General features: G+C 63.4%; 14 protein-coding genes. 11 read left to right on the top strand and 3 right to left on the bottom strand.

Annotated elements, in window-relative coordinates:
- Positions 1–12 precede the first annotated feature (12 nt).
- From lpxD to P9239_RS12270, 6 genes are all read left to right on the top strand, one after another.
- Positions 13–1,110, top strand: coding sequence for a UDP-3-O-(3-hydroxymyristoyl)glucosamine N-acyltransferase (gene lpxD, locus P9239_RS12295; RefSeq protein WP_309754026.1), 1,098 nt, complete (start codon positions 13–15; stop codon positions 1,108–1,110).
- Positions 1,111–1,225: 115 nt separating this feature from the next.
- Entirely contained in the window at positions 1,226–1,690 is a 465-nt protein-coding gene (gene fabZ, locus P9239_RS12290; RefSeq protein ID WP_309751125.1) for a 3-hydroxyacyl-ACP dehydratase FabZ, read from the top strand.
- Between the two features lie 32 nt (positions 1,691–1,722).
- Positions 1,723–2,511 carry an acyl-ACP--UDP-N-acetylglucosamine O-acyltransferase gene (lpxA, locus tag P9239_RS12285; RefSeq protein WP_309751123.1) on the top strand — a complete coding sequence of 263 codons (789 nt, stop codon included), beginning with the start codon at positions 1,723–1,725 and terminating at the stop codon, positions 2,509–2,511.
- A gap of 11 nt (positions 2,512–2,522) precedes the next feature.
- Positions 2,523–3,689 (top strand): lipid-A-disaccharide synthase, encoded by a 1,167-nt coding sequence (gene lpxB / locus P9239_RS12280; RefSeq protein WP_309751120.1) that lies wholly within the window; start codon positions 2,523–2,525, stop codon positions 3,687–3,689.
- Complete coding sequence (gene rnhB, locus P9239_RS12275) at positions 3,686–4,390, top strand: ribonuclease HII (protein ID WP_309751118.1); 705 nt, start codon at positions 3,686–3,688, stop codon at positions 4,388–4,390. The genes lpxB and rnhB overlap by 4 nt, the downstream gene beginning before the upstream one ends.
- Before the next feature lie 24 nt (positions 4,391–4,414).
- Positions 4,415–5,191, top strand: a complete 777-nt coding sequence (locus P9239_RS12270; RefSeq protein WP_309751116.1) for an RNA methyltransferase — start codon at positions 4,415–4,417, stop codon at positions 5,189–5,191.
- Between the two features lies 1 nt (position 5,192).
- On the opposite strand, the gene P9239_RS12265 is transcribed toward P9239_RS12270, so the two are convergent.
- Positions 5,193–6,011, bottom strand: a complete 819-nt coding sequence (locus P9239_RS12265; RefSeq protein WP_175940145.1) for a pyruvate, water dikinase regulatory protein — start codon at positions 6,009–6,011, stop codon at positions 5,193–5,195.
- A 440-nt stretch (positions 6,012–6,451) separates the two neighbouring features.
- Here P9239_RS12265 and ppsA point away from each other — a divergent pair, with 440 nt between their 5' ends.
- The 3 genes from ppsA (at position 6,452) to P9239_RS12250 (ending at position 10,356) form a co-directional block, all read left to right on the top strand.
- Complete coding sequence (gene ppsA, locus P9239_RS12260; protein ID WP_309751113.1) at positions 6,452–8,869, top strand: phosphoenolpyruvate synthase; 2,418 nt, start codon at positions 6,452–6,454, stop codon at positions 8,867–8,869.
- 92 nt (positions 8,870–8,961) lie between these two features.
- Complete coding sequence (locus P9239_RS12255; protein ID WP_309751111.1) at positions 8,962–9,390, top strand: NfeD family protein; 429 nt, start codon at positions 8,962–8,964, stop codon at positions 9,388–9,390.
- Between the two features lie 39 nt (positions 9,391–9,429).
- Positions 9,430–10,356 (top strand): SPFH domain-containing protein, encoded by a 927-nt coding sequence (locus P9239_RS12250; RefSeq protein ID WP_309751109.1) that lies wholly within the window; start codon positions 9,430–9,432, stop codon positions 10,354–10,356.
- Positions 10,357–10,407: 51 nt separating this feature from the next.
- Here P9239_RS12250 and smpB read toward each other — a convergent pair whose 3' ends face one another.
- Complete coding sequence (gene smpB / locus P9239_RS12245) at positions 10,408–10,857, bottom strand: SsrA-binding protein SmpB (protein WP_244848515.1); 450 nt, start codon at positions 10,855–10,857, stop codon at positions 10,408–10,410.
- 130 nt (positions 10,858–10,987) lie between these two features.
- On the opposite strand from smpB, the gene P9239_RS12240 reads away from it, so the two are divergent.
- On the top strand, positions 10,988–11,425 hold the full coding sequence (locus P9239_RS12240; protein WP_175940150.1) for a type II toxin-antitoxin system RatA family toxin: 438 nt from the start codon (positions 10,988–10,990) through the stop codon (positions 11,423–11,425).
- On the top strand, positions 11,422–11,751 hold the full coding sequence (locus P9239_RS12235) for an RnfH family protein (RefSeq protein WP_309751105.1): 330 nt from the start codon (positions 11,422–11,424) through the stop codon (positions 11,749–11,751). Before P9239_RS12240 ends, P9239_RS12235 begins: the two co-directional genes overlap by 4 nt.
- A 12-nt stretch (positions 11,752–11,763) precedes the next feature.
- Here P9239_RS12235 and P9239_RS12230 read toward each other — a convergent pair whose 3' ends face one another.
- Positions 11,764–12,738 (bottom strand): DMT family transporter, encoded by a 975-nt coding sequence (locus P9239_RS12230; RefSeq protein ID WP_309751103.1) that lies wholly within the window; start codon positions 12,736–12,738, stop codon positions 11,764–11,766.
- Between the last annotated feature and the right edge of the window lie 176 nt (positions 12,739–12,914).

The raw sequence follows: 12,914 nt of genomic DNA, 5'->3' as shown, positions 1-12,914 counted from the left end.
ATGGCATCAGGCATGGCGATCACGCTGGACGAACTGGTCAGGCGCTTTGGCGGCGAAGTGGTCGGCCAGGGCACGCATCGCGTCGAAGGCCTCGCGCCGCTCGACAAGGCGGGCCCCGGACAGCTTTCGTTCCTCGCGAACCAGAAGTACCTGCCGCAGGTCGAGACGACGCGCGCCGGCGCGGTGCTGATTTCGCGCGCGGATCTCGACAAGCTCTCCGCGCCGCGCGAAGGCAGCAATTTCATCGTCACGCCGAATCCTTACGCTTACTTCGCCCGCGTTGCGCAGGCGTTCATCGAACTGGCATCGGCGAAAGCGACGCCCGGCGTGCATCCCAGCGCGTTTATCGATCCGGCCGCGAAAGTGGCCGCGAGCGCCGTCATCGGCCCGCACGTCACGGTGGAAGCGGGGACGGTCGTCGGCGAGCGGGTGCGCCTGGACGCGGGCGTGTCGATCGGGCGCGGCGTCACGCTCGGCGACGACGTCCATCTGTATCCGAACGTCACCGTCTATCATGAATGCAGGCTCGGCGCGCGCGTGATCGTGCACGCGGGCGCGGTGATCGGCGCGGACGGTTTCGGCTTCGCGCCGGATTTCGTCGGCGAGGGCGAGGCGCGCACCGGAAGCTGGGTGAAGATTCCGCAGGTCGGCGCGGTGGTGATCGGTGACGACGTGGAGATCGGTGCGAACACCACCATCGACCGCGGCGCCATGGCCGATACGGTCATCGAAGAGTGCGTGAAGATCGACAATCTCGTGCAGATCGGCCACAACTGCCGCATCGGCGGGTACACGGTGATTGCCGGCTGCGCGGGCATCGCGGGCAGCACGAATATCGGGCGGCATTGCATGATCGGCGGCGCGGTGGGTATCGCGGGACACGTGACGCTGGCGGACCATGTGATTGTCACGGCGCAGTCGGGCGTCTCGAAATCGCTCACGCGGCCCGGCATGTACACGAGCGCGTTCCCGGCCGTGAGCCATGCCGACTGGAACAAGAGCGCCGCGCTCGTGCGCAATCTGGACAAACTCCGCGATCGCATCAAGGCGCTCGAAGCCGCTCTAGGCGAGCAGAAGGAAAAGGGCGCGAAGCAGGGCGACGAAGCATAAGCACGGCTGCCGGACGGGCGCTCGAGCGAACGCCGGCAACACAGCAGATTCACGAGCGGGCGCAGGACGCCCGCAGTCAATTTCCGCGCAGGACATGCGCGCGAGCAGAACCACCATGAGCACAGAAAAAATCAACCTCGACATCCATAAGATCCTCACGCTGCTGCCGCATCGGTATCCGATCCTGCTCGTGGACCGCGTGCTGGAACTGGAGCCGCACAAGAGCATCAAGGCGCTGAAGAACGTGTCGATCAACGAGCCGTATTTCCAGGGACATTTCCCGACGCGGCCCGTGATGCCCGGCGTTCTCATTCTCGAGGCGCTCGCGCAAACCGCCGCGCTACTGACGTTCGCCGAAGAGCCGCATGATCCGACGAGCACGCTGTACTACTTCGTCGGCATCGACGGTGCGCGCTTCAAGCGCGTGGTGGAACCGGGCGATCAGCTGATTCTGAACGTCAACTTCGAGCGGTACATGCGCGGCATCTGGAAGTTCAAGGCGCGCGCCGAAGTGGACGGCGTGACGGCCGCCGAAGCCGAACTCATGTGCACCGTGAAGAACACGGACGCCAGCGCATAACGGCAGAAACACAGCATACAGAGGCGAGGCGCATGACCATCATTCACCCCACCGCGATCATCGAGCCGGGCGCGCAACTGGACGATTCCGTCGAAGTCGGGCCGTACGCGGTCGTCGGCGCGCATGTCGTCATCGGCGCGGGCACGACCATCGGCTCGCATAGCGTGATCGAAGGTCACACGACCATCGGCCGCGAAAACCGCATTGGCCACTACGCGTCCATCGGCGGACGGCCGCAGGACATGAAGTATCGCGACGAGCCGACGCGTCTCGAAATCGGCGACCGCAACACCATTCGCGAATTCACCACGCTGCACACGGGAACGGTGCAGGACCAGGGCGTGACCTCCATCGGCGACGATTGCTGGATCATGGCCTACGTGCACGTCGGCCACGACTGCCGGCTGGGCAACCACGTCATCATGTCGAGCAACGCACAACTCGCCGGGCACGTGACGGTCGGCGATCACGCCATCGTCGGCGGCATGTCGGGCGTGCATCAGTTCGTGCGTATCGGCGCGCATTCGATGCTCGGCGGCGCGTCGGCGCTCGTGCAGGACGTGCCGCCGTTCGTGATCGCCGCCGGCAACAAGGCGGAGCCGCACGGCATCAACGTCGAAGGTCTGCGCCGTCGCGGATTCACGCCGGACGCCATTTCGGCGCTGCGCCAGGCATATCGCATCGTCTACAAGAGCGGTCTGTCGCTCGAAGAAGCCAAGGCGCAACTGAAGGAACTGGGCGCGGCGGGCGGCGACGGCGACGTGCCGGTCAAAGCGTTCACCGATTTCATCGCGGCGTCGCAGCGCGGCATCATCCGCTGATCGCGCACCCGATGACGCTGATCACCACTGCACCGCGCGTCGCGATGGTCGCGGGCGAGCCGTCCGGCGACCTGCTCGCGGCCTCGCTGCTCCAGGGCTTGCAGGAACGCCTGCCGGCGGCCACGCGCTATAGCGGCATCGGCGGCCCGCGCATGACGTCCGCAGGCTTCGAAGCGCACTGGCCGATGGACAAGCTCACCGTGCGCGGCTATGTCGAGGCGCTGCGGCATATTCCCGAAATTCTCGGTATTCGCAACGAGCTGAAGCGGCAGTTGCTGGCCGATCCGCCGTCGGTGTTCATCGGCGTCGATGCGCCGGACTTCAACTTCGGACTCGAACAGCCGTTGCGCGAGGCCGGCATTCCAACCGTGCATTTCGTGTGTCCGTCGATCTGGGCGTGGCGCGGCGGGCGCATCAAGAAGATCGTCAAAGCGGTCGATCACATGCTGTGCGTGTTCCCCTTCGAAACCGCGTTGCTGGCGAAATCAGGCGTCTCGGCGAGCTATGTCGGCCATCCGCTCGCCGATGAAATTCCGCTGGAGCCCGATACGGCGGGCGCGCGGCGCGAGCTGGGCATCGCGGAAGGCGGACCAGTCATCGCGGTGCTTCCCGGCAGCCGCCGTTCGGAGATCGCGCTGATCGGCCCGACGTTTTTTGACGCCATGGAGCTGATGCAGCTTCGCGAGCCGGGCGTGCGCTTTCTGATGCCGGCCGCGAACGCGGCGCTGCGCGAGTTGCTGCAGCCGCTCGTTGAGGCGCATCCGCATCTGTCGCTGACCATCACGGACGGGCGCGCGCAAACCGCGATGACCGCCGCCGACGCCATTCTCGTGAAAAGCGGCACGGTCACGCTGGAAGCCGCGCTCCTGAAGAAGCCGATGGTCATCTCATACAAGGTGCCCTGGCTCACGGGCCAGATCATGAAGCGGCAGGGCTATCTGCCGTACGTGGGCTTGCCGAACATTTTGGCGGGGCGCTTCGTCGTGCCGGAGATCCTTCAGCATTTCGCGACGCCCGAAGCCCTCGCCGATGCCACGCTGAAACAGTTGAACGACGACGCGAACCGCCGTACTCTGACCGAGATTTTTACCGAGATGCACATCGCGCTGCGCCAGAACACGTCGCAGCGGGCGGCCGAAGCCGTGGCGCGGGTGCTCGACACGCGGAGACCGCAATGAAGGCTGCGAACCGGTCGGCGCAACGCGGACTCGATTTCAGCTCGCCGTTCGACATCGTCTGCGGCGTCGATGAAGCCGGGCGCGGTCCGCTTGCCGGACCGGTCGTGGCGGCCGCGGTCATCTTCGATCCGGCGAAACCGCGCATCAACGGGCTGGACGATTCCAAAGCCTTGTCGGCGAAGAAGCGCGAGGAACTCTACGAGAAGATCGTGGATCGCGCGCTCGCGTATTGCATCGCGTCGGCGAGCGTCGAGGAAATCGACACGATCAACATCCTGCACGCGTCGATGCTGGCGATGAAGCGCGCGGTCGAAGGGCTGTCGGTTGCGCCGACGCTCGTGAAAGTCGACGGCAATCGCTGCCCGGTGCTGTCGATACGCGCGGAAGCCGTGATCGGCGGCGATGCGCTCGTGAAGCAAATCTCCGCGGCCTCGATCCTCGCGAAAGTCACGCGCGATCGTCTGCTTTGCGAGTTGCACGAGGCGCATCCAATGTACGGCTTCAATGTCCACGCCGGCTACGGCACGCCACAGCATCTGGCCGCGCTCCGCGAGCACGGGCCTTGCGAACATCATCGGCGTTCGTTCGCGCCGGTGCGTGAGGCGCATCTTCGCTTCGGCTCGGTGCTGCCCGACATCGCGCCGGAGATCATCCAGGCCACCGCCGCGCTCGACGCTGATTCCGAAGCGCATCCGTTCTGAGCGGCCCCGCCGTTCCATTACAACGTGAAATCCGTCACTTCGCGGGACAACCCGCTCTACAAGCGCCTGAAGGCGCTCGCCGGCTCGACGGCGCAGCAGCGGCGCAGCGGTCACGTGCTGCTCGAAGGTCTGCACCTCGCCGCCGCTTATCTCGATACCGCCGGTCAGCCGGAGACGTGCGTCGTCACCGAGGGCGCGCTGACGCACGCGGAAGCGCGCGAGATCGTCTCGCGCATCGAAGAGAAACGCGTGATCGTGTTGCCGGATGCGCTTTTCGGACAGCTATCGAGTGTCGTGCACGGCGTGGGCATGTTGCTGCTCGTCGACAAGATCGACGCGGCGTTGCCCGAACGCGTGAGCGAGACGTGCGTGATTCTCGACGGCATTCAGGACGCGGGCAATGTCGGTTCGATTTTGCGCAGCGCGGCGGCGGCGGGCGTCGGCCGCGTGTTCTGCGCGCCGGGCACGGCCTACGCGTGGTCGTCCAAAGTACTCCGCTCGGGCATGGGCGCGCACTTTCTGCTGGATATTTTCGAGGACGTCGAGCCGTCCGGACTCATCGCGCGGCTCGACGTGCCGGTGACGATCACGGATTCGCACGGCGCCGTCGCCATCTACGATTGCGATCTGTCGTCGCCACTCGCGTGGGTCTTCGGCAATGAGGGCGCGGGCGTGTCGCAGGTCTGGCGCGATGCCGTGACGCATCGCGTGACCATTCCGCAGCCGGGCGGCATGGAATCGCTAAACGTCGCAGCCGCGGCGGCGATCTGTCTCTTCGAGCAGTGCCGCCAGCAGCGCTGAATCAATAATACGAAGGCCGTTCGGGCTTGATTTCCTGAAGGATCGTCGTGGCGATCTCCTCGATGGACTTGTGCGTCGAGGACAGCCACTTGATGCCTTCGCGCTTCATCATGCTTTCCGCTTCGTTGATCTCGTAGCGGCAATTTTCGAGCGCGGCGTACTTGCTTCCCGGCCTGCGCTCGTTGCGAATCTCCGCGAGCCGCTGCGGGTCGATCGACAGACCGAACATCTTGTCGCGATGTTCCAGAAGCGGCGTCGGCAGCTTGCCGCGCTCGAAGTCTTCCGGAATCAGCGGATAGTTCGCTGCCTTCACGCCGTATTGCATCGCCAGATAGAGGCTCGTCGGCGTCTTTCCGCTGCGCGACACGCCGACCAGAATCACGTCTGCTTCGGTCAGATTGCGGTTGGATTGGCCGTCGTCGTGCGCGAGCGAGAAGTTGATCGCCTCGATACGGTTCTTGTACTCCTCGGTATCCGCGTTCTGGTGCACGCGGCCCATGGCGTGCGTCGACTTGATTTCCAGTTCGTGTTCGAGCGGTTCGATGAACGTCTGGAACATGTCGAGCACGAGCGCGTTGCAGCGCTTGACGATCTCGTTCGACGCGCTGTCCACGAGCGTCGTGAAGACGATCGGACGGCGGCCGTCGAGCGATACGGCTTCGTTGATCTTCTCGACGGTGGCATGCGCCTTGTCGATGGAATCGACGAACGGCACGCGCACGAGCCGGAATTTCTGGTCGAACTGGGCGAGGATCGAATGTGCGAACGTTTCGGCGGTGATCCCGGTACCGTCGGAAACGATGAATACGGAAGGCGGCATCGGCGGTGAACCAGTGGGAACGAGTTGAAAACAGCACGCTCGAACCAGAGCGTGCGCAGTCAGGCGGCCTCGCCTGAGCGTGTGTTACATTGAGCGGCCCAAACGTGTGCGCAGGCGCACCAAGAGGCGTGAAACACCTCGATTTTGCCGTGGATTTACTGGCCGTGCCCGGACAAATGCGAGAATCGGCACGGTAGAATAGCGGCAACCTGTTCGATAAGCAATTGCGTCGAGATTGAGTCTGTTCTTCCTCAATTGACCGGTAGTTCGTGCGTTTTCGCCGCAAAAATGCACGGTTATCGCAAACCGGAGTGCGGTTGCTCCATTGCCGCGAAGGCTTATCAAACAGGTTGTACGAGATGCGCCGGTGCTTCCAATGAGCGCCGCTGCATGCGAGCCCACTCGTGCGATCGTGAATTCCATCCACCTTAGGGGCTTGTATGACTAACGCAGTCAATGTTGCGAACGATGTCGCAAAGGATCAGGCGTATGTAGTTCAATTCGAGCAGTTGCGAATGACCGACGTGGAAATCGTCGGTGGCAAGAATGCGTCGCTCGGCGAAATGATCAGCCAGCTTTCCGAAGCCGGCGTCAGCGTGCCGACGGGCTTCGCCACGACCGCGCTCGCATTCCGCGACTTCCTTCACCATAACGAACTGACGGAGCGCATCGCCAAACGTCTCGAGACGCTCGACGTCGACGACGTGAAGGCGCTTGCCGAGGCGGGCAAGGAAATCCGTCAGTGGATCGTCGACGCGCCGCTGCAACCGCGTCTCGAAGACGAAATCCGCCGTCAATTCGAAGTTCTGCAAAAGGGCTCGCCCGAAGAGCTTTCGTTCGCCGTACGTTCGTCCGCCACGGCGGAAGACCTGCCCGACGCATCGTTCGCGGGCCAGCAGGAAAGCTATCTCAATGTGGTCGGCATCGAAGACGTGCTCGATCGCATGAAGCACGTGTTCGCGTCGCTCTATAACGACCGCGCCATTTCCTATCGCGTCCACAAGGGCTTCACGCACGCCGAAGTCGCGCTGTCGGCTGGCGTGCAGCGCATGGTGCGCTCGGACGTCGGCGCCGCGGGCGTGATGTTCACCATCGACACCGAGTCCGGCTTCAAGGACACGGTCTTCATCACGTCGAGCTACGGCCTCGGCGAAACGGTGGTGCAGGGCGCCGTCAATCCGGACGAATTCCACGTCTTCAAGACCACGCTCGCGCAGAACAAGTATCCGATCATCCGCCGCTCCATCGGCTCCAAGCTCATCAAGATGGAGTTCACCCAGCCGGGCGAACCGGGCCGCGTGAAGACCGTCGACGTGCCGCACGAGCAGCGCAACCGTTTCTCGATTTCCGACGAAGACGTGATCGAGCTCGCGAAGTACGCGGTCATCATTGAGAAGCACTATCAGCGTCCGATGGACATCGAGTGGGGCAAGGACGGCCGCGACGGCAAGCTGTTCATCCTTCAGGCGCGTCCTGAAACGGTGAAGAGCCAGGCGGCGGGCAAGGCCGAGATGCGCTTCAAGCTCAAGGGCCAGTCGAACGTGATCGCCACGGGGCGCGCGATCGGCCAAAAGATCGGCGCGGGTCCCGTGCGCGTGATCTACGATCCGTCGGAAATGGAACGCGTGCAGCCGGGCGACGTGCTCGTCGCCGACATGACCGATCCGAACTGGGAGCCGGTGATGAAGCGCGCATCGGCCATCGTCACGAATCGCGGCGGGCGCACCTGCCACGCGGCGATCATCGCGCGTGAACTGGGCGTGCCGGCGGTGGTCGGCTGCGGCGACGCGACCGACCTGCTGAAGGACGGCGCGCTCGTTACCGTGTCCTGCGCGGAAGGCGACGAAGGCAAGATCTACGACGGCCTGCTCGAAACCGAAGTGACCGAAGTGCAGCGCGGCGAACTGCCGAAGATTCCGGTCAAGATCATGATGAACGTCGGCAATCCGCAGCTCGCGTTCGACTTCGCGCAACTGCCGAACGCAGGCGTCGGCCTCGCGCGGCTCGAGTTCATCATCAACAACAACATCGGCGTGCACCCGAAGGCGATTCTGGAGTACCCGAACGTCGACGCCGATCTCAAGAAAGCGGTCGAAAGCGTCGCGCGCGGTCATGCGTCGCCGCGTGCGTTCTACGTTGACAAGCTGACGGAAGGCATCGCCACGATCGCGGCGGCGTTCTATCCGAAGCCTGTGATCGTGCGCCTGTCGGACTTCAAGTCGAACGAGTACAAGAAGCTGATCGGCGGTTCGCGCTACGAGCCGGACGAAGAGAATCCGATGCTCGGTTTCCGCGGCGCGTCTCGATATATCGCGGAAGACTTCGCCGAGGCGTTCCACATGGAATGCATCGCGCTGAAGAAGGTGCGCGAGGAAATGGGTCTGGACAACGTCGAGATCATGGTGCCGTTCGTGCGCACGCTGAAGCAGGCGGAGCGCGTCGTCGGGCTGCTCGAGAAGTTTGGCCTGAAGCGCGGCGTGAACGGCCTCAAGCTCGTGATGATGTGCGAAGTGCCGAGCAACGCGATTCTCGCGGAACAGTTTCTCGAGTTCTTCGACGGTTTCTCCATCGGCTCCAACGACTTGACGCAGCTGACGCTCGGTCTCGACCGTGACTCCGGCATGGAACTGCTCGCCGCAGACTTCGACGAGCGCGACGAAGCCGTGCAGTTCATGCTGAAGCGCGCCATCGAAACGTGTCTGAGACTGAACAAGTACGTGGGCATTTGCGGTCAAGGGCCGTCGGATCATCCGGACCTCGCCGAGTGGCTGGCGAAGCAGGGCATCGAGTCGATGTCGCTGAACCCGGACACGATCATCGACACGTGGCAGAAGCTCGCGACCACTTTGTCAAAATAAGTCGGTCACGCCTTTCCGGATGCTTTCGGGAAGGCGCTGCGTGCTATAAAAACACCCCGGACCTTCCGGGGTGTTTTCGTTTGGAGACTGGCATGGCGACCCATGAACTCATCTGGTGGATGGCAGCCGGCGCGCTGATCGTCACGGAGCTTTTCACCGGCACGTTCTATCTGTTGATGATCGCGCTTGGGGTGCTAGCGGGCGGCATCGCGTTCGCCGTCGGGCTCGCGTTGCATGTGCAACTGGGCGTCGCGGCGCTCGTTGCGCTGGTTGCCGTCGCCGCGTTGCGCCGGTCGCGCTTCGGAAGTTGGAAGCGGCGCGACGCTTCGCGCGATGCCGCCGTGAACCTCGACATCGGCGCGACGCTGGAAGTGGCCGAATGGCACGACGGCCGGGCCCGCGCGATGTATCGCGGCGCGGAGTGGGACGTCGAGCTGGCGCCGGGCGAATCGGAGCGCGCGCGGTGGTATCGCATCACCGCGCTCGACGGAAGCCGGCTCGTCGTCGCCGCCAAACGCTAAGCACGCACGCTTGCCGCACAAGAACTCAAGGAGTCGCACATGATTTTCGCTGCCGTTTTGCTCGTCATCGCAATCGTGATCGTGGTCAACACGGTCAAGATCGTTCCGCAACAGCACGCGTGGGTGCTGGAACGCCTCGGCCGCTATCACGCGACGCTCACGCCGGGCCTGAACATCGTGTTGCCGTTCGTCGATCGAATCGCTTACAAGCACGTGCTCAAGGAAATCCCGCTCGACGTGCCGAGCCAGGTCTGTATCACGCGCGACAACACGCAGCTTCAGGTGGACGGCGTGCTGTATTTTCAGGTCACCGACCCGATGAAGGCGTCGTATGGGTCGAGCAACTTCGTGCTCGCCATTACCCAGCTTTCGCAGACGACGCTGCGCTCGGTCATCGGCAAACTGGAACTCGACAAGACCTTCGAGGAGCGCGAGTACATCAATCACAGCATCGTGAATGCGCTCGACGAAGCCGCGTCCAACTGGGGCGTGAAAGTGCTGCGCTATGAAATCAAGGACCTGACGCCGCCGAAGGAGATTCTCCACGCGATGCAGGCGCAGATCACCGCCGAGCGCGAGAAGCGCGCGCTGATCGCGGCGTCGGAAGGGCGCAAGCAGGAGCAGATTAATCTGGCCTCGGGCGCACGCGAAGCGGCCATCCAGAAGTCCGAGGGCGAGCGTCAGGCGGCCATCAACCAGGCGCAGGGCGAGGCATCGGCGATTCTCGCGGTGGCCGAGGCGAACGCGCAGGCGATCGAGAAGATCGGCGCCGCGATTCAGTCGGCGGGCGGCATGGACGCCGTGAACCTCAAGGTCGCGGAGCAGTACGTCGGCGCCTTCGCGAACATCGCGAAGACGGGCAACACGCTCATCGTGCCGGGCAATATGTCGGACATGAGTTCGATGATCGCGTCGGCGCTCGCCATCGTGAAGGGCGAGGGCGGCGGCGTCATCCGAAAAAGTTGATGTAGAAAGGGGCGCTTTAGAGCGCCCCTTTTTGTGTGTAACGACGAACGGTTAGCGCGCGGACGTGCGCATCAAACGGGCGCGCTCGCGTTCCCAGTCGCGCTTCTTCTCGGTCTCGCGCTTGTCGTGCAGCTTCTTGCCCTTCGCCAGCCCGATTTCGCACTTCACGCGGCCTTCCTTGTAATGGAAGTTGAGCGGCACGAGCGTATGGCCGCGCTGTTCCACTTTGCCGATGAGTTTGTCGATCTGCTCGCGATGCAAGAGCAGCTTGCGCGTGCGCACCGGGTCCAGATTGGCGAATTTCGATGCCTCGGGCAGCGGGCTGATGTGTGTGCCGATCAGGAACAGTTCGCCGTTCTTGATCACGACATAGCCTTCCTTGATCTGCCCGCGGCCTTCGCGCAGCGCCTTGACTTCCCAGCCTTCGAGCACGAGACCGGCCTCGTAGCGTTCTTCGATGAAGTAATCGAAGAAGGCTTTTCTGTTGTCAATGATGCTCATGAATGGAAAGTGCCCAACTCGTTTAAAATCACGATTTTAGCAGCGCGCCGCTTGGCAGACGATGGGCAGACGAAGCTCACTGTCTAAGCCGCGCGCGCCGCCACCCGATCAAGCCACCCGCTGCGCCCTTATGGCCGACGTCCAGAAAACCGTATTGATCCGCCATTCGGCGGAAGAAATGTTCGACCTCGTCACCGACGTCGCCGATTACCCCAATTTCCTGCCGTGGTGCGGCGGCGTCGAGATCGGCCGCCAGGACGAGACCGGCATGGAAGCGAAGATCGACATCAATTTCAAGGGCATCAAGCAGCATTTCGCGACGCGCAATGTGCAAAAGCGCCCGACGAACATCGATATGGAGTTCCTGAGCGGCCCTTTCAAGAAGTTCACGGGCTACTGGCGCTTCACGCCGCTGCGCGCCGACGCGTGCAAGATCGAATTCGCGCTGCACTACGAGTTCTCGAACCTGATTCTCGAGAAGATCATTGGGCCGGTGTTCAGCCATATCGCGAACACGTTCGTCGATTCGTTTGTGAAGCGCGCGGATCAGCGGTACGGCAAGAAATGAATCTGCATATCGATGTCTGCTACGGCCTGCCGGACGGCAAGAGCTTTCTGGCGCGCGTCGATCTGAGCGACGGCGCGACCGTGCGCGAGGCCATCGAGGCGAGCGGCGTGCTCACAGCGCATCCGGAAATCGATCTGGCGACGCAGAAGGTGGGTATCTTCGGCAAACTGCAACCGCTCGATGCCGCGCTCGCCGATTTCGACCGGGTGGAGATCTATCGGCCGCTGAAGGTCGATCCGAAGACTGCGCGCCAGCGCCGCGTGGACAAGGCGCGCAAGGCGGGGTCCATCGAAGGGCGCAAGTGGCAGTCGAAGGATTCGCGCTGACCACCGAGCGCATCAATGCGCGGGCGCTTCCTTCGATGCCGCCGCCGGCTCGACGGTATGTTGCCGCACCGACCAGCTCACGCCCGCCAGCAGCAGCACGATAGCCAGCATCTCCGGCACGCGCGGCCAGCGGCCGTCGTACACGAACGCATAGAGCAGGGCGAAGAGGGTTTCAAACGCGATCATCTGGCCGGAAAGCGTCAGCGGCAGGCGCTTCGCCGCCGCGTTCCAGAGCATGTTGCCTAGCCACGAGCCGCCCGTCGCGAGCGCGAAGCACACGATCCAGAAGAGGTGCCAGCGCGCATCCGGCACACTCGGCTGCAGGATTCCGGGCGGAAGCATCCAGACGATCGCCCCGAGCGCCGCGCCGAGCAAGCCCGTCACGATGCCCCACAGCACGGACCACTCGTTGCCGTCGAAATGGTGGTTGGCTTGAAGATAGCGCGCGTTGACGACCGCGTACCACGTCCACGCAGCCAGCGCGCCGACCGCGCACGCGAGCCCGGCGATGCGCGCGAGCACGCTGCCGGTGGACGCGTCGCCATGATGCGTGAGCACGTCGCTGAAAACGTCCAAATTGATGCAGGCGATACCCGCCAGCACCAGCAAGAGCGGTGCAGCGAGGCGCTTCAGCTCGACTGCACCGTGATCGCGCCGGCCCGCGAGCGTCACGGTCACGGGCAAGATGCCGACGATGAGCGAGGACGGCGCGACGCCGACGAGTTGCACTGCGCTTGCGAGCAGCATGTAGTAAAGCAGGTTGCCGACGAGCGCGAGCTTCACGAGCGCGATCACATCGGCGCGCGTGAGCTTCGCGGCGAGCCGTCGCGCGAATGGCAGTCCCACGGCGAGCGACACGACGCCATACATGACATAGCGCCCGATGCTCAGCGTGAGTGGCGAAAAATCCGGCAGCAGACGCGGCGCGAGAAAAATAAAGCCCCAGATCGCTCCCGCAAACATTCCGTACATCACACCGCGCTGCATTGCCCGACTCCCAACTTGCATTCGAATGACGCGAGAGCGTAGCGCGGCCCGCCGAGCGCGTCTTGTTCAAAGCTGCACCGCGAAGCGCGCCGCCGAGAGGTCCGGATTTTGCAGCGAGACGCCGTAACCTGCTGTTCGGGCAGTGAAAATGCGGGGAACTATCGGTATAATCTGCT

Source organism: Caballeronia sp. LZ062, assembly GCF_031450785.1.
GTDB lineage: Bacteria > Pseudomonadota > Gammaproteobacteria > Burkholderiales > Burkholderiaceae > Caballeronia.
The sequence above is the reverse complement of the archived record's forward strand: the minus strand, read 5'-3'. Positions and strand labels throughout refer to the sequence as shown.